Below are 21,168 nucleotides of genomic sequence, written 5' to 3'. Positions count from 1 at the left end.
CTTTCATATTTAAACGCAATCTACATATTCAAACCAACTCAGCGCCTTCGCGCCTCTGCGTTTATTATGACTCTGTGTGTATTGAAAACTCGGCGGGGGATGAGGTGGCTAAATTGTAAACGTCTGAAACACCCATGATTCCAATCGGAAACACATTGGGGCATGACTAATTAAATTCATTGTCTCGTGTCTTGATACTCATATCTTAATACTTTTTAAAACAGATGAAAAAGTTGTTGTGGATTGCATTGTGTTTCGTTAGTTTGACGTTACATGCGCAGGTGGATCGTTTGGATTCGCTCTTGAGTGATTTGATTTATGATGACATCGATTTGCTTGATGGGCAGGATGCTGAACGTTACGATTTTGTTTATCTTGGAACTGCATATAGCAACCGCACGTTTTATGCCGGCCGCGAAGTGGGAGATGGTATGATGAATCAATCGTGGTACGCCTATTATTATGGCGCTTGTGGTCTCTTTGCCGGTGCCTCCGGTGCTTGGTACGATGGCCTTACTCCTGCATACAGTTCAACGTCGTTGTCAGTTGGCTATGGTGGGTATTTTTCTGATTCCAAGCGGGTTGCTTATCGTTTCTCTTATAGCCGTTATCTTTATCACGATGAGGTGGTGGCTGATGAGTCTCTGTATCAGAATAACATCAATGTGGGCCTATCCTATCGCAAGGGATGGTTTGGCGCTCGTGGCGGTGTGAATTATCTGTTTGGTGATGAACAGAAACTGGGCTTTTATGGTGCCTTGTATTCTCGATTGAAACTTGCCGGTTTTGGTGCGCAAAATGCGCTGTTCATGGTTCCTGAAGTGTCTGCATTTGTTGGGAAAGAGTGGGTAAATGTGACTCGTGATGGTCAGTTGGTGTATGATGAGTTATATGGACTAATGAACACTCAGGTGATCATTCCGCTGGAAGTGTCATTGGGAAATTTTGATGTTGAGGTGAGTGGGGTGGCTAATTTCCCCTTTACCCGTGATGAACTGGTCAGTTATCCGGCATCTTTGTATTTGATGATGTCGGTGGGGTATGTGTTTGGATTTTAGGTTTTTATTGGCGGTGATTGAATCAGTACAGGGATAGAGTTCTATGCTAAAGGTCTGATTCCTCTTACGATTGAGATAAATAATGAGGCGCAAAGCAACTGTCATCCAGATGGGAAACGACAGCATCTTTGCGCCTCATTGCGTTAATGACGGACTCTTTCAGTCGTAAGTTTTGTATCAATCCAAAACGAAATGGTAGGTGATGGTTCCTTTTTGTACGGTGGCGGCATTAGGGTCGGCGTTGAACTTGGCTTTGCGAGCCGCTTCGGTCGCCACGCGCCACAGGGTAGAGTTTTGCGTGGTAGTGCCGCGTAGGATGGGAGTGGCATTGGTCACCAAGCCGTTGCGATCGACAGAAATCTCAATTACCACAATGCCCTCTTCCTGGATGGTGTATGATGGTTTGGGTAGTGTGCCTACGAGCGAACGTCCTGCAAGACTGAAACCCGAGCCTTTGCTGCCCGAACCGGTACCTGTGCGATTTTGTGAATTGGGGTCGCCGGTGAGAGAGCCCTGGTTGCCGCTTCCCGAGGTCACACCCTCGGAAGTGGAGCTGCCGGTGCCTTTGCCCGCAAAAGCGTTGTTGACACGGTTCTTTGCTTCGGCAGCCTGTCGAGCCAATTCGGCCTGTTTCTTGCGTTCTGCCTCCTTCGCTTCAGCAATTTTCTTGGCTTCGGCATCTTTAATGCGTTGGGCTTCGATGGCTTCCTGTTTCAGACGCTCTTTTTCCTGACGTTCCTTTTCTGCTTTCTTTTTCTTTTCTTCGCGCAAAGCCGCTGCTTCTTCAAAGTCCTGCGTGTTGACGCTTTCTTTCACGGTTGGTGATGTTGGCGGGGTGGCGCGTGCCGGAGGCGGCGGCGTGACTTCCTCTATCGGTTCCGGTGCTGTTTGGGGTTCCGACTGCTGAGGCTCTTCGAGCCCCTGACCGGCAGGGCTGTCGCCAAAGTTTACCAACAGACCTTCTTCTTCCTGAGGGATCGAAGTCATGCCCCAAACAATGAGTAACAGCAGGATGACCCCGTGAAACAGAATCGTACCAATGGCGCCATATTTTCTGTAATCAGGCTGCATCATATCAGGGACGTGTGGCAAGTATGAGTTTGTATTTATTTTCTTTGGCGATGTTCATCACCTTCACCACTTCTTTCATCGACACGGATTCATCCACGTGCAGTGAGATGTAGATGTCGGGACTTTCACCAAGTTTTTGTTGCAGGGAGGGCTCTATCTCTTCGAAGCTGACCTGTTTGGTTTCGATGAAATAGCGCAAGTCTTTGGTGATGGAAACGGTGGTCAGCGGTTTGGCTGCCGTCTGGTTTTGGCTTTGGGGCAGCAACAGCTTGAGGGCGTTGGGGTGCACCATGGTTGAAGTTAGCATGAAGAAGATGAGCAACAGGAACACCAAGTCGGTCATGGACGACATGCTGAATTCGGCACTGATTTTATTTCGTTTACGGAAGGCCATAAGTTATTTCACTGGTTCGTTTAGGATGTCCATGAATTCCATGGTGCGAGCTTCGAGGTTGAAAACCACTTTTTCGACTTTGGTCACTAACAGGTTATAGGCAAAATAAGCCACAATGCCCACCATGAGACCGGCCACGGTGGTGACCAGTGCGGTGTAAATGCCACCGGCCAGTGAGCTTACCTCGATGTTGTTTCCTGCATTGCTCATTTGAAAGAACGATTGAATCATCCCGATCACCGTTCCCAAAAAGCCAATCATGGGGGCACCACCGGCCACTGAGGCCAAAACAGGAAGTCCTTTTTCAAGTTGGGTAATTTCCAGGTTTCCGGCGTTTTCGATGGCCGTGTTTACATCGTTTAGCGGGCGTCCAAGGCGGCTGATGCCTTTCTCGATCATTCGAGCAAGGGGGGTGTTGGCCGATTGGCACAGGTTGACGGCCGACTCAATTTTACCGTCGTGAATATAATCCTTGATTCGATTCATGAAGTTGGCATCTTCGTTGGCTGCTTTTCGCAGTGCCATAAAGCGTTCTACGAAAATGTAAACCGCCGCCATCGACAGCAGCAAAAGGGGCACCATGATCCAGCCGCCTTTCATGGCCAGCTCAAGGTAGTTGAGTTCTTTCACGGGTTGGGGGGCGGCATCAGCTAAAGTGGCCGTTTCGCTCAGAGCGGCCTGGGCAAATAATAACAGGTTCATACGGGTGTTGCTTGTATTTGTTAAGATGGAACTTTGCGGCTAAATTACTAAAAATAATAACGGGATGGTTGGGGCGATGTTGTGTGTCGTGTTGAAAACATTGATTTATCGCATGCCACCAAAATACCCCGCCAGCTCCGCATTGAATGGGGCATTGGCTTGCCAGATTTTGTAATCGTACCAGCCGTAGTTCGAGATGTCGAATGGGGCAGAGGTTTCGCGCCCCGTTGTGGCATTGAGGGGATTGTTGTAGCCGATGATGGCCAGGTGGCGTTGTGGGTTGAGCGGGTTGGGGCACACCATGTAAAAGTTGAGCTGTTGCCCGGCGATGCGTTGGCCGTTGATGGTGATGGCGTCCTCGGTGATTTGCAAGGGTAATTGTGCGCTGCATCGTTTGATGAGGGCATTGCTTTGGTGATTTCCTAACGCGATGAGGTGAAATGTTTTCAGGTCGTCGGGGGTGATTTCGGAGTCGTTTTTGATGCGGCAATGGGTGAAATATCTGTTGTGCCAGTGTTGGTTGAGGGTGTCGGCCAGTGCATTGATGGTTTGGTGGTCTTTTGGAGAGCCCGTGGTCCCTTTCACGATGATAAAGGGCGAAGATAACACCTGTGCCAGTGGTATAGAGCCGGCAATGTAGGATGAATGTCGTTGCGAGAGCGGATTGGTTTGGATGTGTAGGGAGTCGCTCGATGGGATGCCCCGAAAGCGAACCCGGCCGTTATCGGTGAGGGTGATGGGTTGACCCTTGCGATGGGGCAGGTGTTTAAGGTCGAGGGTGTAGCCATTGACGTTTTCGTGGGTGATGTCGATGGTGTTCTGGTTGACTTGGGCATGAATGTGTGCCCATTTTGAGGGATGCCTGTCGGTGAGGGTGAGCCAGTATGCTTTCTTGTAAAGGGAATGCGGTGAGGAGAAGTCAATGTCGGCAGGGGAGGGGTTTGAGCGGTTCGATAAGCAGAAACGGAATAAATCGTCAAAATATTCATCCGCATAATACATCACGTATTCTGAATTGATTTCCCGATAGGTAAATAGATTGAGCTTCAGGCTTTGTGCCAATGTATTGAGGTTTCGGCTCACGGTCACGGGTACATGCCTGTCGTAACTGCAATGAATGTTGAGGATGGGGGTGTTGCACGTGTTGGCGAGCATCGAAGCGGTTTGGTGACGTGCCACCCAGGGATTGTCAGCATCGGATGCAAAGTTGATTTCAGGTGAAACGGTGCCGATGGCTGCAAATTGGCCGGGGTATTTGGCTGCCATGTTTAGGGCATCGTTGCCGCCAACGCAGGCGCCGCTCAGGTACAGTCGGGTGGTGTCGATGTGATAATCTTTTTGAATATCCCTGAGTATGTTGTTCCACTCGACTTCTTCAATGGTGTTGTGGTTGGGGTGCGAGGTGCGTCGTGAGCCGAATTCCACCACCATCATCTCATGTGCATTGGCCAAAGCTTCAAATCGTTTGGTGAGGTTGATGTTGGCCACCCTGAAACTCTCGAGATAAGGCATGTTGCCCACAGCTACCGGCATGATGGTCATCAGGGGCAGCGGTTTTTCTTTTTGATAACATTGGGGGACGTGTAAGATGTAGTATTGCAGGCTGTTGTCGATGGGCGAGCGGTACGCCCGGATGAATAATCCCGGGGTGTGATGAAAGGGATCCCGGCCTTGTTGAACATGCTTGAGGATGTGGCTGAATTGGGCGAAAAGGGTCACGTATTTATGGTCGCCAAACCATGAGTTTTTTTGCAGGTGATGATATCGAAACACCAATGCGTCCAGTTGGTTTCGGGTGTTGTCGCTCATGGGCATGGATTGCAGTTGGGCAATAATTTTGGCGATGGAGTCGATGGCATCGCCTTTGTAAAAATCATGTTCCATACTATGGTAATGCAGGGTCACGGCTGCTTTGTAATAGCCATCCGGGAGGTGCGATAAGTCGGCTGCCCATCGTTGTCCGCTGGTGATGGAGTCGGACAAAACGTGTTGGTTGTGTGCGTCGGTTATCACCAGGTGTGCATCTTCCGAAAGGAAGAATTTTTTGATGGAGAGCGTATCGGTCCATTTTAGCGTACGGGTGTCGAACAGCGAGAAGTTGCTGAAGAAGTTCACCTGCCGTTTGAAGGCTGTTGGAGATTCATTTTCAATGCGGGCATACATGTCCCAGTCGGTTTTTTTCTTTTTGTTGATTTTCATCAACAGCAGGTTCTCGCCTTTGTTCAGTTCAATGGGGATGTATTGCTCATAGGTGGTCATGTATTTGTAAAAATCAACATCGCAAATCAATTGTTGGTTGAGCCAAATTTTCTCACCCATGGTCGATGAAAAGTGCAGGCGCGCTTTCTTCTTTCGCTTACTGGTGATGATGGCTGCGCAATACACGTTGCCGGCATCATCGGCTTTGGAGGTGTTGAAGAGTTTGTTGAAATCAACCGGATAGTTCCCCGTGTCGACCCAACGGCTGGTGATGGCCGTGTCGGGGCTGGTTTTCAGGGTTTGATGAATGCGTATCAGGTCATCTGTTGTCAATGTTGTTTCATTCGCCCCCAATGTTTGCAAATTGTCGGTTTGAAGAAATGGATTACGGTCATCGGCCGCAAACGGGCCAATGATTTGAAGTTTGTTGATGACCACGCCGCTGTCGGGGATGTTATTGCATTCAATGGCTGGAAGGCCTGATTGAGGGGTGTTCGTGCAGCCAATGATGGTGGTCAGGCACAGGATGAGGAGAAGTTTGTTCATGTCGAAAAGGGGGAGTGATATCGTTATTGGATGTCTTCTGAATTGGGTGAATAAACCGTGGCGGTGGCTTTGCCAACCACCAGCTTCATGGGTACAAACCCAAAGTACCGCGAATCGTTGCTGTCGTGGCGATTGTCGCCCATGGCAAAACAGTAATCGTGGCTGAATTCATAGTGGGTGATGGGTTGGCCATCCAGATAATAGAGATTGTCTTTGGTGTAAAAATCATGACCCTCATATTTTCGGATGATGGATTGATAGAGCGCGAAGGTGATGGCATCGAGTTTCATCCGGAGTCCGTTGCATGGAATGACGACCGGCCCATAATTGTCGATGTCCCAATTCAGCTCCCTGATAAAAGGATACACCAACCAAATGGTGTCGGCGCTGCGGGTTTCGAAGCTCACGCGGCTGACCTGCGGATGCTGCCGGAGCTGATCGCGTTGGTTTTCGGTGAGCATGATGCCGGCATAGCAGTGTTGATGGGGTTGAAAATTCATCCACTCTTTTTTTAGCATTTTTGTTAATGATGGGTTAGGCGTGCGAACGGTCGTGTCCATCTCAATTCTCGAATAAAACTGTGCCCGGGGCGGATTTGCAACGGGCTTGTGATTGATAAACACACGGGCATCGATCAGTTGCAACGTGTCGCCGGGGGCGCCCATGCAACGTTTGATAAAGTTCTCGCCCAAATCGGGATGTTCAAACACAAAAATGTCGCCCACCTTCATTTTGCTGAATCCTTTGAGTCGCCGATAGGGCCATGTGATTTGCGTTTTGGCGGAGTCGTGACGGTTAGCCAGCCAAAACAGCACATTCACCCAGGGAATGTCGTAGGGCGATGTTGGCAATCGGGGACCGTACACCATTTTGTTCACCCACACGATGTCGCCGGGTTTGATGGTTTGCTCCATCGATGATGAGGGGATTTTGTAAAGGCACAAGAACATCGATTTAAACCCAATGGCTGCAATAAATACCAGTAACAACAAGGCCGGATACGACAACCAGGTGGTTTGTCGGAAGGCAACACACCAGCTGTTACGTGAGGTGGCCACGAAGAAGATCATCCATCCAAGCAGGCCGATGATCATCAGCCAGTGCAACGCCGTGATGGCTGTATAGAAGATGATGATGGCAAGAGTGATGTGTCCGATGAGTCGTTTGTGGGTCATGTGCTGAGGTTTGATAGGTGGTTTGATGGGTGGTTCGATTGGCGTTGGTGCATTGGAGGCGCAATGTGGTTTTCACACCGGATGCGCATGCTATTGATTCAAATAGTCATTCAGCTCAATGTCTTTGTTGTTTTCGAAGTCGTAGAGGGTGAGTTTTCGGATCATGTAGTATTGATTCCAGTACTCGGCCAGCGTGTTGAGGTATTGCAATCGGGCATTGTCCTTGGCTTGTTGTGCTGCGTTGAGCTTGAGCACATCTGTTTTCCCGTTGTTGAAGCGGGTCATGGTGAGCTCGTAGCTGCTTTGTGCCAGGGTGTCCGACACAGCGGCAAAAGCCACTTTGTCCTTTTGGAGGTTGAAGATGACCGATCGGGTGATGACATTTTGCTCAAATTGCTGACGGGTTTTGTGTGCCGATATTTCAGCAACCTGTTGACGTGAACGTGCCATTTCGATTTTCCCTTTTCCCTTGCCCCAATCCAAGATGGGAATGCTGATGGTGACGGCCACCTGTTGATATGAATCAAAATCGGGTTGGTACACCTTGTTAAGCTGGCCGTTGGTAGGCACATAAGTCCCCTGTTGGGGATCGAACGAGACGTTGCCGTTGGTTTTATTGATGCCGTACGACAGGTTCATGTTTGCCTGAAAGCGTTGTGCACTGCGCGTTTGAGCCACGTCGCGCCGGCTTTCGAGCAGGTTTTGTTCCAGGCCAACCGGCAGCGGGTTGTTGGCCAGTGCTTTGTTGAGAGCCAGAGCGGTATTGATGGAATCAGACCCCAGCACGTTGGGGATGTCGGTGGTCAGCAGCGCCTCAACGGGCAGCATGAGATAATTGAGCAGATCTTCCCGTGCCGATCTCAGGTTCATCAACGCTTCGCGCAGGGATATTTCGGCATTGTTGTTGGTCAGGCGCAAATCCAGCAACTCTTCGCGACTTACCGTCCCCAACTCAAATCGTTTGGTGGCCACATCCAACAGGCGGGTGGTATTGGTTCGGTTGGTCTGGGCAATGTCAACGGCAGCCTCTGCTCTCACCAGTTGAAAAAATAATTGGGTGGCTTGGATGTTGACCGTTTCGGTGGCTTCTACAAACTCTTTTTTCGACTTTTCAAATTGCATGGGTGCAATCAGTCGTTCCCATTTCATGGCGTTGTAGCCAAACAGCTCCTGTCGGTATCCAATGAGATAGGGGTTGGATGCGAACTGAATGTAGTTGGGCGACCCAAAGTTTTCAATCCGGTTCAGCGCCGATTCCACATAAACGGTTCCGCCGGTGAGAGCCACCTTTTGCGACACGTTCATCGAGAGATACGACGAGAGGTTTTCGGTTCGGATATATTCATCCTGACGCGTGGCCGAGTTGTATCGCAAATTGGCCGAGTTGGCATACGATATGGGCGTGGTGGTAAGGCTCACCGATGGCAGGTAGTCGGCACGGAAACTCTTAAACGACCAGTATTGCGCCATGTAATTGTGCTTGTTTAAAAAGCTTTGCAACGATTGTTTTTGTGCCAGCTCCAACGCCTCCTTCAAGCTCAGTTTGATTGCTGCCGGTTGTCCCCACGCCAAAGTGGCCAAAAGGCTTAGGGTGATGATGGATGATGTGATTTTTTTCATGTATTTATAGTATGCCCCCTAATCCCCAGAAGGGAGACTTTTGGGGTAATTCGTATTTGGTTGATTTATGGATATCCATAAAATGCCCAGTCTGCTCTGTGGCTCTCAGTGTCTTCTTGTTTTTGCTCTGTGAAACAATGTGTGACACAGAGAACCACAGATAAGACGCAGAGATTCACAGAGTTTTAGAATCTCTTTTGATGTTTAAAATATAATGGTGTTCATATGGATATTTATTTACTGTGTTGTTAATATCATTTTTCATTTTTGCACTCCTGCACTTTTACACTCCTCCCCTCCACTTTTCGATACAAATAATAGTAACACAACGGGATAAAGAATAAACTCACAATGGTTCCCAACACCATACTGCCAATGAGGGTGAGCGCCAGAGGTTGTTGCAGTTCGTTGCCCATGCCACCGCCCAGCAACACCGGCAAAAGGGCAAGAATAGTGGTTAAACTGGTCATGATGATGGGTTTGAGCCGGCGCTTGCCTCCGGTGTGAATGGCTTCCATCAGTGGCATGCCCTCTTTGCGGAGCCGGTTGATGGTGTCGATTTTCAGGATGGAGTCGTTGACCACAATCCCGCTCATCACCACAATGCCAATCATGGACATGATGTTGATGCTGTTTCCAAACAACCACAACATGATGAGCGCCCCGGCGATGTCTATGGGGATTTCGATGAGCAGTATCAGAGGCTGGGTGAGCGACTCGAATTGTGCTGCCAGAATGAAATAGAGCATGGCCAACGAAATGAGCAGGATAATGGTCAATTCTTTCATCAGTTGACGGTTCGAAAAATAACTGCCTGTAAATTGGGTATCCACATTGAATTTTTCTTTCAACTCCTTACCAATGGCCATGGTAATCTGCTCCACAGGTTGCGAAATGGCATCGATGGCCACCGGCACATAGGATCCCTGATTGCTGCCGTACAAGTACTTGTAATCCTCAATAAAACGGGTGGTGGTGATGGCCGATACCGGGATCGATTTGTTTTGTTTGTTGGGGATTTTGAGCTCGGCCAAAATGGTGTTCAACGATGAGGCCGGCAAGCCAATCATCATGGGCACATATTGTGCGCCTGTATGCAGCACGCCAATGCGTCGCGCGTTAAGGGCAGTTTTTAAATGTTCTACCAAGGTGGTCTGATTCACCTGATACAAAGCCATCATCTCGGGCAACGCCCTAATTTCGAGATATGACTCCATGGGCGGTGCGTTCAAACTTCCGTCTACATGTCGGTTAATGGATTGTATGATATTGCCCATCTGCTCACCCGATGGTACCCCTTTGCTTTTGTTATCGCTGATGCGTGCCACCAACAGGGGTTCATCTTCGCCAAACACTTTTTCGAACACGGTCACTGGGGCATGAAACGTGACCACCGCCCCGGGCCAGCGTGATTGGATTTGATTTGCCAGCTTTTCCTTTATCGGAGACAACTCAGTGCTGTTTCGAGATTTTAAATACAGTGACGCTTCCGACAAGGTCAGATCTAAATCCTTGTGAAACAAAAATTGCTGAGTGCCAATAAAACAGCTGCTTTCGGTAACGTTCCCTTCTGATGCCTGATGGAGCAGAGCCATTCGCTGTTGATTCTCCATGAGGTTGATTTTCTCGTTCCAATCAACATTCATGATCAGCTCGGTTTGCTCAAAATCGGGAAATCGTTGTTTGGGCAGCATCACCACCAGAATGGCTGCAGGTATGAGGAGCGCAGGAAACAATACCATCATTACCCGGCGATGCTTAAATGTAAAATCGAACCCCTTTTCGTAAAGATGTTCGGTTTTAAACAGATCGATCTTTTTCAGAAAAAGCGACATTTTACCCTCCCGATTGGGTTGATCTGTTTTCTGTCGCCCCCACCATAAGTGGAACAGCAACGGCGTGAGGGTGATCGACACTAGCAACGATGCCGTTAGTCCGATGGCCACCGACACGGCCTGATCGTAAAACAAAGCTCCCGATATACCGCTCAAAAACACCAACGGCACAAACACGGCGCAGGTGGATAACAACGACGAGATAAGTGGCGAAATCACATCGGTAGTGCCCCGGATGCAGGCCTGCGTCAACTTTTCGCCCCGCTCCATGTATTGGATGATGTTGTCAATTACGATAATCGAGTTGTCAATCATCATCCCCACCCCCAATATCAACCCCGACAACGAAATGATGTTAATAGAGATACCACAAAGGTAAAACAACAAAAAACTCACCACCAGCGCGGTTGGCACAGATATCCCGATCAACCAGGGCGAACGGGCATCTTTTAAAAAGAAAAACAGAATCAAAAAGGCCATCAAGCCCCCGTAAATCAAATCCTGTTTCAGGTTCGATATCGAATAATCGAGCAACTCAGTTTGGTCGCGGGCTATTTCAACCTGCACCGTGGGATATTCCCATTTGAAGTTGTTGATCAGGTTGTTGACATTTTCCCGGATGTCGTCCATGCGGGCATCCGACTGTTTGATGACGGCCAATGTCAGCGCCTGTTGACCATTGGCCACAAACATGCCGCTTCGGGGTTGGGGACGCATCTCAATTTTTGCCAACTCGCCCAATGTCAACAACCTGCCGTTCACATTCATGTGAATGGCACGGACATCGTCAACCGTTTGCAATGTATTGGCAATTCGTATGTTATAATGATACTGGCCATCCACCACTTCGAGCGAGCCCAACGACACATTGTTCTCTTCTAAAACGCGGGAGATGTCGTTGTGGGTAATGCCCAGCGATTGCAACAACGGTTCGTTGGGTTCGATGTGCAGCTCCGGTTCCACCTGCCCGGTGATGTCCACCATGGCCACTTCGGGCAACTGCTCCAACCGTTTGATGAGCACCGCGCGGGTGAGGTCACACAACTCAATAAATTTATCGTCGCCCTCCTTGCTGCTGATGTTGATGTAAAACACCGGCAGGTCCGAAGCCGACGCCTTGATGATGGCCGGACGTTGCATGTCGGCAGGTAGCGAACGCATGGCAGCATCCACTTTTTCGTTGACGTCGATAAACGCGTAATTGACATCCGTTTTGTACCCAAACCGCAGCCGGATGGTGGCTTTGCCATCCTTGCACTCGCTGGTGAGCTTTTCGAGGTGGGGCACCTGCAACAGTTGGTAGCGCATGGTCTCCACAATGCCTTGCTCAATTTGCCTCACCGACTCGCCCGGTCGCACCACCTGCACCGTTATTTCAGGAACATCGAGCGCCGGCAACATTGATACCGGCAACAACCCCGATGCCACAATGCCCAACAGCACAATGGCTACAAAGGCCATGATGACAGCGATGGGGCGCGAAAGAAGATATTTGACCATTTTTTGTTTTTTTGTTTCGGGTTTCAGGTTACTTGTCTATGGTTGAACGGTTTGTTATTTTTACTCAGGCACTTTGTTACTTTCTTGCTTTGGCACTTTTTTCCTTTGGCACTCAGGCACTTTTCCTCTCCCAATCATAATCAACGGCATCCACAAAGCCACGGCAGGAATGGAAAACAACAGTCCCCCTCCTGCACCAATAGCCAGTGTGTACCAGATACCGGCTGATGTGCCATCGTAAATAAAGGGGAGCATGCCCAGGATGGTGGAGGTGATAGTGAGCAGGATGGGCACAATTTTGTGATTGTAAGCTTTGACAAAGGCACGTAAGGGCAATTGGATGCGCCCTTTGTCGAGTATGATGTTGTAATGGTTGACAATGTAGAGAGCCGAATTGACCGTTAAGCCGCATAACAGCACCATGGCTGCATATCCCCCCTGATCGAATTGAATTTTCAACAACGAAAAAGACAGAAAAATGCCGATGAACGATAACGGGATGGCGGCAATGACAGCCAGAGGCTTGATGAGCGAATTCAACAAGATGGCGCAGATGAAGTACACCACTCCCAACACGATGAGCAACAGCCAGTACTGGCTCTCTTCTTTTTGGTTCCAGCCCCAGAAATTACTGCCGTCTCGCGCCGAGAAACCTAATGACAGATTGTCGTTGAGGGTTTTGAGATCGCGCTCGCGCACCCGGCGGTTCAGTTCGTAGGGGCCAATGAAATCATAAGCCACCGTCAGGATGTATTCCTGGTTCTCTTTTTTGATACTCAGGCCGGCTCGTTGTTTCTTGAGCGAACCCACTTGTGCCAGACGAAAAGCCGAGCGGTTCGATAGCAACAGGTGGTTGTTCAATTCCCACACCGAGGTATTTCCCGTTTGGGCTTCGCGCAGATACACCGCAGCCTGTTGGTCGTTGGCGTATCCGGAATAGGCTTCGGACGGTGATTGCCACATCAGGTTGGCGTGTAGGTTATAGGGCGAGCTGCCCGACTCGGCCAGGCGTTGACCATCAACGGCCAGCACATATTCGTAACGCGGTTTTTGCATCCACGAGCTTTCCGACAGAATCAGCACCTCTTTGATGCGTGGGTTGCGCAGCAACGAGTCTTTAAAGGTTTCGGCAATGCTCATGAGCCGGTCGTAGTTGTATCCCCTTAAAATAATCTTATTGTTTTGCATCCCCTCGTGATAGGCATTGCTGAATCCTTGCCCCACGCCATAAATGCTAAAGTCGGCGCTGCCGGTTTCGTTGGCTTTGTCAATCAACCGGTTTTTAAGCTCGAAGGGAAACGCCCCGTTCTCAAACTCCTTTTTAAAGGTGATTTCGATAGAGGCATTGGTGCCACTGTTGACGTTGCTTGAAAACAGCTCCACTTCGTTAAACTGTGCAATGTATTGTTCCATTTTTCGGATTACCAGATCCATTTGCTCCAGTGTTGAACCCTCGGGCATTTGTGCCCTGGCGTACAATACTGTGCGTGAGGGGTCGTTATTGAAGTCGCTTTGTCCAAAGTAACTCGAAAACAGATACCAGCTGCCGCCCAATATGCGGTTCATCCAGGGCTTCACATCCGACACAAATGTCTGGTTGCCGAGTGTTTTGTTATACCACTCGGCGGCCTTGCTCATGTCTCCTTCTTTGGGTGGTTCAATTTTGTCGGGCAGCAAAAACACAGGGATGCCAAAACCCCATACCATGGCCACCACAAAGGCCCATCGCCACCTGAAGGCAAATTGCAAAAAACGCACATTGCGCTGCGACCATCGGTAAACGCGTCTTTTACGCTTGAACTGTCGTGCTCCCGTTGCGGCTTTAATGGGCAACTGATGCATCAGAGCCGGCACAAACCACAACGAGACGGCCAGCGACACGCCCAGATTGACCAACATCACCAAAGCAAAGTCAACCAGATTCATGCGCTGCTCCTGCTTGAGGAAGAAGATGACCACCATGGCGCCCATGGTGGTTAACGTGGCGGCCAGCAAGGCCATGAATACCTTGCGGTCGCCCTTGTGCCGCAAATGATCGGCCATCACAATGGTGTTGTCAATCACCATGCCCAACGACACCGTGATTCCCGCCAGACTGTATAGTTGTATCTCGATGCCCAGAGCGTAATAAAAAATGACGGCGATGGTTAAATTTGCCATCAAACTCAGGCTGATCACCAGCAGATAACGCCAGTTACGGCTGATGAGCAGCACAAACAACAGCAATATCACCAGAGCCGACAAGGCGCGCGAGGTGGTTTTGGTCATTTCGTGGCTGATCTCTTTGGAAGCGTCGTAGTTGACCATGAGCGAAAATCCGGGAGGTAAACCGGAGCGAAGCTCATCAATGATGGCTTTGACCTCAGTGGCCAGGGTCAGCTGGTTGGCTCCTTTTTCGGCATTGACCACCAGATAGAGGGTGCTAAGACCGTTGACCCGGAAGTATGATATGGGTTCCGCCTCGATAAGCCGTGGGGTGGCCACATCGGTGAGGCGAACGATGCGACCATTCTTGTTGGCCACCACCACATTGTTCCAGTTGAGCGTGTCGGACGGGTGGCCCGAATAGGCCAGGTTGACCAACATCGATTGGTTGTGATGGCTCACCACCGCTGACCCTAATTCCTGTCGGGTCAAGTGATTAGATATGGCGCTGCGCAGGTCGTTAATGGTCAGCCCGGCATCGTTCAACTGGTTTTTGTGCCAGATGATTTGCCATTGCAGTGGCATGGCTCCCCACACATTCACGCTGCTGATGCCTGGCAGATGGGTGATTTGCGACACCAGATGCCGGTTGGCATGTTGTTGTAGGTCGTAGGCCGAGCCGTTGCCGTTGATGGTGTACACCAACAAACGGGTGTCGTTGCCCGATCCGCCCCATCCCAAATTCACCACGGGTAACACCACGCCCTGTGGCAGCTTGCCATGCAGGCTCCGCAGGATGGAGGCGGCTTCGAAACGGGCAGCATCCATGTCGGTGCCTTTCTTGAATTCGAGGGTGATCTCGGCCCAGTCTTTATACGATTGTGAACGGATGTTTTGCACCCCGCGCATGGCGCTCAGCGCTCCTTCCATGGGCGACGTGGCTTCCTGCTCGATGGTCTGTGACGACATGCCCCGCCACTGAAAGGTCACCCTTAGCGACTCCCCCTGTGCTTGTGGAAACAATTGCACCGGCAGCCGCGGTATCAGCAAAATGCCTACCAGGGTGAGGAGAAGGAAGATGATGTTGATGGAGAATGAGTTTTTCATTCTTTTAAAGAAAGTATCAAGATTTGAGTATTAAGACATAAGACGAAGAAGTTTATAATAATGCCCCTTTTATCAATAGACTATAAAACTTTAACCACTTATATCAGTATTCTTTTATTTTTACTGGTATTTATTAGGTTCTGTATAGTCTCGCTAAGTCTTAATCATTACTGCCTACTGCCGTGAAATTACTAAACCTGACTTTGAACAGACAAAATGTAGTGTGAGCCCCAGTTACCCATAGCTACCGCATGATTGTATCGTGAGGCTACTTTTTGGTAAACAACTTTCGATAAAATGCCTTTGCCAAGTTATAATCTCTGATACTACTGAATTTATGGTTAAGTATTTATCACGCGATTCAGTCGCGCGGTAGCATGGGCAAGCTTTGACTCTGTTTCTGTATTGTAGTTGCTTAGTTATTATGATCTTTGAGTTTTCACGCTATTTAATTTCGCTTGAGCAGAGGGCTTTGTTATCTTGTATGATTTCGTGCTTTCATGTTTTGTTTATCCTGTGTGTTTGATATTTATGTATTTAAATTTATTTATTAAATTTCATTTTATTTGTGTTTATGTATATGTGTTTACGTATTGCAGATTTGAAATGATCTATAGTTTTTTCTTTTTCGGTTGTGGTGCTAAAGGCTATAATTTTGTTGTTTTTATTGATTAAATAACCTATGTTTTTTCTTATTATTTGTGAATTTATTTTTTCAAATAGCTGTTCTTCGTCATTAAAGACTAATGCATTACATTTAAGATTGTTTTCGTATATGTATTCAAATCGTTCTATTTCTGAACTTTTTATATAGAATACTGGTTTCAAATTCATATATTCCATTTCTTTGGCAATATTAGACCATTCAACCATTTTATCTATGCATATTGAACAATCAACATTGAATGCACATACAATTTTGAATTCTGACCGCATTGTTTCGCTACTGTCCACTTGGCAGTTGTTTTGTTTGATTATGGGTAGTTTTTTTGTCGGTAATGATAGTTTTACACCTAATATTGAATTTTCTTGATTTGATTTATTGTTAATTAGGTTGCAGCAAGTTGTTATTTGTAAGATTATTAATAAGCTTATTAATTTTTTCATTCTACTTGTTTATTTTACCAACAATAAGATTTCCTGATTTTAATGAAATCGAATAAATTAGTTGATTTTCTTCATCAATGCAAAATGATTCAATAGGTTCATTTAGTTCATAATCAACTATGGGATTACCATCCCAATCATAAACATGAATGTGATCTCCATACCATCCATATTTATTATTTAGAAATAGTGGATTTCCTGAGTATGTTAAGTAGATGTATTTATTTGTATTATGCATACTAACGTAAGCAAGTTTACTAGATTGGTCTTTTGCAACTGCATAACCTTGAGGTAGTTTTGTGAAATTAAATTCAGGATATTGAAAGTAAGGGCCTTTTGTTGATTTGATTAAATCACCTTTTATTGAGTATATCTCTAATGCATCAAAGTAATTATAAGCAATTGCAATTCTATTGTTCATGTGATTTAGTCCAAATTCTGACGGGATTAATTCCATCTTTACCTGATTTGGAAGATCTGTACTTAAATCACTTAAATTACCTATTCCATTTGTGTATTTGTTTTGATTGATGTTATAAGCGTTTAGTTTGTGACTTGTATTGCATTGATTTGCAATAATAATTTCGTCATCAAACGCTTTAGCCTTGAAGCCATCAATTTTTGTTTTATAATTACGACTTATTAAGCTATCCTCTAGTGATATATTAATGTACCAATACTCTTTTTTAACAAAGTCATATAGGCATAGATTATTTTCAATAATGTTAGATGATGAAATATCTAATATTTCATTAGGGCCTTTACCGTATTTTATATGGGTTTTGATTAAATCTCCATTCTTTTTTAATACATTAATCCAGGTACCATCGCTTTGACCATTGCTGTTTATGAGTATAATTCTATCATTGTTGATGTACATTGATTGGGGTTGGCTGTATTCATAGGTCGATATTGATGAAAAGTGAATTTTTTTACTTTCTGGGAATCCTGTTATTTTCTGTGATTTGCAATTGATTTCAAGTTTTTGTGTTTTTATACATGATGTAAGTGTAAGGAGATATAGTGCAAATGATAAGTATTTCATAGTTGAATGCTTATGTTTATTTGTTGAATGTTTTTATTGTGTGAATTATTTAGAGAAATTTATATTACTTATGGTGATTAAATAAAATAAAAATTAGTTTATTTAATCGTTTTGTTAAGATTATTGTGGTGAATTAGTGGGTATATTAATAATTAATTAATATAGTGTTATATTATGATCTATGTATATTGTTGTGTTTATTGTATTTATAAGTGATGCTTTAATAACGCATTGCGTGCTTGTTGGATGATATGTTTTGTTAATATCTATTTCGATTGATCTACCTATCGAAAGATAGGTAGATCAATTAAATGTTTATTCCCAGCGAATTCTGATTATAACACCTCGGTAGTCACTCCAACTTACACATCTTTCTCTGGATCCAGGTCCGCAGTCTACGACCTGTGTTTCACCACTTTGTGCTTGTGCAATCTTTGTTATGTTATCCAATGTTATCACATTAGTTGTTTTGGTCTCCATTATACTAAAACTTATTACAGTTGTAATTGCAAATAAGATAGTTGCTATTTTGTTTAAATGTTTATTTTTCATTTCTTAAAATTTAAAATTAGATATTCGATAAATTACGTAAAACAATTTAATTGTTATTTGGTTAACTGTCAGTCTTTTCAGTCTTATACATGTTTTCCCAAGGCACCTTTTTTTGTGCCAAGCGATGCTTCATCGCTTTATCTTTATTCCTTATCTTTGCCAATCACCTCCTTTCATTTTTTAGGAGGGAGCCGGAAGGGGGAGCACTGCTTGCGAGGCGGGTGGCTTCCCCTTCTTTTCCCTTGTTTATTTGTAGATATTAGTTGGTAGCTAATTGATTGATTGTGTTTTTTTGCTTAAAGCATCAATTGAAAGTTTTCGCTAGTGAGTTGTTTGAATCAGATGTCCGGTGTAAATAATTGATTCATTGTTTTTTAATTTCATTGATTTCATTTTGCCTTTTGTTCCCAGAAAACTGATCTCCGTTAACTGTTAACAGATACCTGTGCCCTGTTAGTTGTTTATTTTCCTCTGTTCTCTGATCACTGATCCCTGCCAACTGTTCACTGTTCCCTGTCAACTGTCACCAGGCTTTCGTGCGCCAGATCGGCATTGTTGCTCACAATCACCTCTTGCCTGGCTTCGAGGCCGCTAGTGATGGTCACAGACGTTGTGTTTTCAAGGCCGGTTTCAACGTAGGTCCAGATGGCTTTACCGTTTTGGTGCACAAACACCACTTTTCGGTTTTGGCGGTAGATAACGGCTGTTTTGGGGATGACCAGGCAGTCGGGCAGGCTCTTTTTTACCACGATTTTGGCGTTCATGCCATCCATCAGGACTCCTGCATCGTTAGGCAGCGTGGCGGTGACCTTGACCATGCCCGAGGCATCGATGGTGGGGTTCACGGCCGTAACTGTGCCGGTGAACGAGCGCCCCGACAGGGCAAACGGTTGCACAGCCACCTGCTGACCGGGCGACAGGTGCGTCATTTCACTCTCCAGCAGCTGAAAGCTCACCTGCATGGTGCGGTTGCCAATGATGGTGCAGAAGCTTTTGAAGGCCGAGGCGGGGTTGTTGGCTTTTGCCTCCAGGTTGCTCACCACCCCGCCAATGGGGGCGGTGATGGTGGCCAGTGACAGGTTGCGCCGTGCCTCCGACAGGGCGGTGGCTGCGCTGTTGTACCCGCTGCGGATGCGTGCCATTTTCATCATGTTGGCGGGGATTCGGCTTGTGTCGGCCACGTCGTAGCCCATCGACACCAGTTGATCTTCGAGATCCATCACAGCCTTGTCGAAGGCGTTTTGGGCATTGTCGAGCCGACGCTGGAGGTTAAAGGGCTCCAGTTGCCCCAGCAACTGTCCTTTTTCGACGTGCTGTCCTTCCTGCACATTCACGTGGGTGATCATCTCGTTGACCGTGAGCGGCACCAGGGCACTCTCGCCGGCTTCGAGGCGGCCGTTGCTCACCAGCTCGCTCTCAAAGGCACCGTGCAGCACGCTGGCCACGGTGACCTGCGGGATGGTTTCGCGGGTGTCGGAGGTCTTGGACATGGCCGTGGCATCGTTGGCATCGGCCTTGGCGGGTGTACTGCAGGCGGTGATGGCTGCGGTGAGTGCGGCCAAGCCCATCAGAACTGTGAAGTTTCGGAGTGTGCGTGTCATGGGGTATTGCATTTGGGTTGGGGGTGTTGACCGTGTGATGCTTGCGGGTTATTGTTGGGCTGTCATGGGTTCCTCCACGCTTCCTGTGATGGTGAGGATGTCCATTCCGTTCTGCCCATTGTGATACACGGTGATGGTTTTGGTAAAATGGCCTGCCTCTTTGGCATCGTAGGTGACTTTGATTTCGCCCCGTTTGCCTGGTTCTAAAGGCTGTTGAGGGTACTCGCGCTGCGTGCAGCCACAACTGGCCTCGGTGCTGTAGATGACCAGTGGGGCTTTGCCTGTGTTCTTGAATGCAAAGGCAACGGTTCTGGGTTGGCCTTGGGGGATGTTGCCAAAATCGGTTGCGGTGGTTGGGAATTCGATGGTGGTTGATTGTGCATCGGGGGATGATGAACTCTTACAGGCTCCCAAAACCATGAATACCCAAAATGAAAGGGCGATGATGAAAGGATTGACGATTTTGTGGGGGTGCATGGTTATGATATTTTTGTGGGTTTTAATTTGAGTGAGGAATTACTGTATGTATAACCAGATGATGTTTAATTTTAAATACATTGATCGCGCATTTGCGATTGCAATGTGATACGAAAAATTTAGGTATGAGTGGCACACATTGCAAATGTGCGGCAGCTTTAACTCTGCCTCAGTATAGTTGTAGCTTGTTTATAATCTAGTTTTTGATTATCAATGTGATGCAATCGCGCGGGAACACGGGCTGGAGAAGAGATATACACTGCAAAGGCGTTAGCTGATGGTTTATCGATTGTTACTTTGATTCCACTTATTTATGAAAGCCAAATAATTCATTGAGATGTCTTTGTGTGTTGTTGATACAAAAGGAAAATATACTTCCTTTTTTAAAATTAGAAAAAATACATTTACATTAAGATTATTAAAAATTGATTTGTATTTTACAGTGGTGTTGTCATTGTTGATAAGAAATGTGTCAATACTGTTTGGATTCACAAAGAATATAATCTTTCCCGTGTATGTGTCATTTGACCAGTTGTTTAGTATTTTTTTGTCATTTATAATTGCAACTAATTGATATGCATCACAATATTCTATGTCTTCAATTAGCGATTCTATTTCATTGCATTTGTGCAGTGCAATTTTTGATTCGAGGGAATCACTTTTTAACATGTCTTTAATAAATACTTTATTTTGCTTGACTTTATATGATTCTAAATCATTTAAATAAAGTGAAGTTATATTGTCTTTGAAGATAAACAAAGAAGTGTTAAGTGTAACTAATAGGCAGATAATTAAATATTTCGAGACTTTATTCATGTGTGAAAATATTTAAATTGTTTCACCATTCGTGCTGTTCCTTTGTTATCATATAGCACAATTATGGGTGTTCTGTATATGCCAAAACTATATGAGCTATAATCCCAAATTATTGCTCTTTTTTTCTGATTAGCAAAGAAATCCATATCTGTTAAGTATTTATAGCAAATACTATCTAATACTAATTTATACTGAAATGTTTTATTTGTTTCTAATAA

The 21,168-nt window shown here is 46.4% G+C and carries 14 protein-coding genes; 1 reads left to right on the top strand and 13 read right to left on the bottom strand.

All coding sequences use genetic code 11. The annotated features are described in order from the left end of the window. Nucleotides 1-224: 224 nt before the first annotated feature. Complete coding sequence (locus LX69_RS13200) at nt 225-1,058, top strand: hypothetical protein (RefSeq protein WP_111446529.1); 834 nt, start codon at nt 225-227, stop codon at nt 1,056-1,058. Nucleotides 1,059-1,235: 177 nt separating this feature from the next. On the opposite strand, the gene LX69_RS13195 is transcribed toward LX69_RS13200, so the two are convergent. The 13 genes from LX69_RS13195 to LX69_RS13135 all read right to left on the bottom strand — a co-directional run bounded on the left by LX69_RS13195 (nt 1,236) and on the right by LX69_RS13135 (nt 20,950). Further along, the gene (locus LX69_RS13195; protein WP_111446528.1) at nt 1,236-2,132 is read right to left on the bottom strand and encodes a cell envelope integrity protein TolA; all 897 of its coding nucleotides are present in this window, start codon (nt 2,130-2,132) and stop codon (nt 1,236-1,238) included. A gap of 1 nt (nt 2,133) precedes the next feature. After that, nucleotides 2,134-2,523 carry an ExbD/TolR family protein gene (locus tag LX69_RS13190; RefSeq protein ID WP_111446527.1) on the bottom strand — a complete coding sequence of 130 codons (390 nt, stop codon included), beginning with the start codon at nt 2,521-2,523 and terminating at the stop codon, nt 2,134-2,136. 3 nt (nt 2,524-2,526) lie between these two features. Continuing rightward, entirely contained in the window at nt 2,527-3,225 is a 699-nt protein-coding gene (locus tag LX69_RS13185; protein WP_111446526.1) for a MotA/TolQ/ExbB proton channel family protein, read from the bottom strand. A gap of 105 nt (nt 3,226-3,330) precedes the next feature. After that, nucleotides 3,331-5,970 carry an alpha/beta hydrolase-fold protein gene (locus tag LX69_RS13180; protein ID WP_111446525.1) on the bottom strand — a complete coding sequence of 880 codons (2,640 nt, stop codon included), beginning with the start codon at nt 5,968-5,970 and terminating at the stop codon, nt 3,331-3,333. A gap of 23 nt (nt 5,971-5,993) precedes the next feature. Beyond that, the gene (gene lepB, locus LX69_RS13175; protein ID WP_111446524.1) at nt 5,994-7,145 is read right to left on the bottom strand and encodes a signal peptidase I; all 1,152 of its coding nucleotides are present in this window, start codon (nt 7,143-7,145) and stop codon (nt 5,994-5,996) included. A gap of 90 nt (nt 7,146-7,235) precedes the next feature. Further along, nucleotides 7,236-8,765, bottom strand: coding sequence for a TolC family protein (locus tag LX69_RS13170; protein ID WP_111446523.1), 1,530 nt, complete (start codon nt 8,763-8,765; stop codon nt 7,236-7,238). A 254-nt stretch (nt 8,766-9,019) separates the two neighbouring features. Next, nucleotides 9,020-12,100, bottom strand: coding sequence for an efflux RND transporter permease subunit (locus LX69_RS13165; RefSeq protein WP_111446522.1), 3,081 nt, complete (start codon nt 12,098-12,100; stop codon nt 9,020-9,022). A gap of 60 nt (nt 12,101-12,160) precedes the next feature. Next, complete coding sequence (locus tag LX69_RS13160; RefSeq protein WP_111446521.1) at nt 12,161-15,352, bottom strand: efflux RND transporter permease subunit; 3,192 nt, start codon at nt 15,350-15,352, stop codon at nt 12,161-12,163. Between the two features lie 543 nt (nt 15,353-15,895). Next, the gene (locus LX69_RS13155) at nt 15,896-16,459 is read right to left on the bottom strand and encodes a hypothetical protein (protein WP_111446520.1); all 564 of its coding nucleotides are present in this window, start codon (nt 16,457-16,459) and stop codon (nt 15,896-15,898) included. A 1-nt stretch (nt 16,460) separates the two neighbouring features. Then, nucleotides 16,461-17,504: a BF3164 family lipoprotein gene (locus LX69_RS13150; RefSeq protein WP_111446519.1), complete on the bottom strand. Its 1,044-nt coding sequence runs from the start codon at nt 17,502-17,504 to the stop codon at nt 16,461-16,463. A gap of 1,055 nt (nt 17,505-18,559) precedes the next feature. After that, nucleotides 18,560-19,657 carry an efflux RND transporter periplasmic adaptor subunit gene (locus LX69_RS13145; protein ID WP_146260739.1) on the bottom strand — a complete coding sequence of 366 codons (1,098 nt, stop codon included), beginning with the start codon at nt 19,655-19,657 and terminating at the stop codon, nt 18,560-18,562. A 48-nt stretch (nt 19,658-19,705) separates the two neighbouring features. Continuing rightward, the gene (locus LX69_RS13140; protein WP_111446517.1) at nt 19,706-20,134 is read right to left on the bottom strand and encodes a DUF1573 domain-containing protein; all 429 of its coding nucleotides are present in this window, start codon (nt 20,132-20,134) and stop codon (nt 19,706-19,708) included. A gap of 282 nt (nt 20,135-20,416) precedes the next feature. After that, a complete protein-coding gene (locus tag LX69_RS13135; RefSeq protein WP_111446516.1) occupies nt 20,417-20,950 on the bottom strand; it encodes a hypothetical protein in 534 nt (177 codons plus the stop codon). Between the last annotated feature and the right edge of the window lie 218 nt (nt 20,951-21,168).

Origin of the sequence: Breznakibacter xylanolyticus (genome assembly GCF_003254275.1) — a bacterium.
GTDB classification, from domain to species: Bacteria; Bacteroidota; Bacteroidia; order Bacteroidales; family Marinilabiliaceae; genus Breznakibacter; species Breznakibacter xylanolyticus.
Note: the sequence above shows the minus strand (reverse complement) of the source record. Positions and strands in the feature narration are given on the sequence as shown.

Bases quoted from the DNA above. Each gene is read 5' to 3' on its own strand.
- LX69_RS13200 (WP_111446529.1), top strand. From the start codon at position 225: ATGAAAAAGTTGTTGTGGATTGCATTGTGTTTCGTTAGTTTGACGTTA.
- LX69_RS13195 (WP_111446528.1), bottom strand. From the start codon at position 2,132: ATGATGCAGCCTGATTACAGAAAATATGGCGCCATTGGTACGATTCTG.
- LX69_RS13190 (WP_111446527.1), bottom strand. From the start codon at position 2,523: ATGGCCTTCCGTAAACGAAATAAAATCAGTGCCGAATTCAGCATGTCG.
- LX69_RS13185 (WP_111446526.1), bottom strand. From the start codon at position 3,225: ATGAACCTGTTATTATTTGCCCAGGCCGCTCTGAGCGAAACGGCCACT.
- LX69_RS13180 (WP_111446525.1), bottom strand. From the start codon at position 5,970: ATGAACAAACTTCTCCTCATCCTGTGCCTGACCACCATCATTGGCTGC.
- lepB (WP_111446524.1), bottom strand. From the start codon at position 7,145: ATGACCCACAAACGACTCATCGGACACATCACTCTTGCCATCATCATC.
- LX69_RS13170 (WP_111446523.1), bottom strand. From the start codon at position 8,765: ATGAAAAAAATCACATCATCCATCATCACCCTAAGCCTTTTGGCCACT.
- LX69_RS13165 (WP_111446522.1), bottom strand. From the start codon at position 12,100: ATGGTCAAATATCTTCTTTCGCGCCCCATCGCTGTCATCATGGCCTTT.
- LX69_RS13160 (WP_111446521.1), bottom strand. From the start codon at position 15,352: ATGAAAAACTCATTCTCCATCAACATCATCTTCCTTCTCCTCACCCTG.
- LX69_RS13155 (WP_111446520.1), bottom strand. From the start codon at position 16,459: ATGAAAAAATTAATAAGCTTATTAATAATCTTACAAATAACAACTTGC.
- LX69_RS13150 (WP_111446519.1), bottom strand. From the start codon at position 17,504: ATGAAATACTTATCATTTGCACTATATCTCCTTACACTTACATCATGT.
- LX69_RS13145 (WP_146260739.1), bottom strand. From the start codon at position 19,657: ATGACACGCACACTCCGAAACTTCACAGTTCTGATGGGCTTGGCCGCA.
- LX69_RS13140 (WP_111446517.1), bottom strand. From the start codon at position 20,134: ATGCACCCCCACAAAATCGTCAATCCTTTCATCATCGCCCTTTCATTT.
- LX69_RS13135 (WP_111446516.1), bottom strand. From the start codon at position 20,950: ATGAATAAAGTCTCGAAATATTTAATTATCTGCCTATTAGTTACACTT.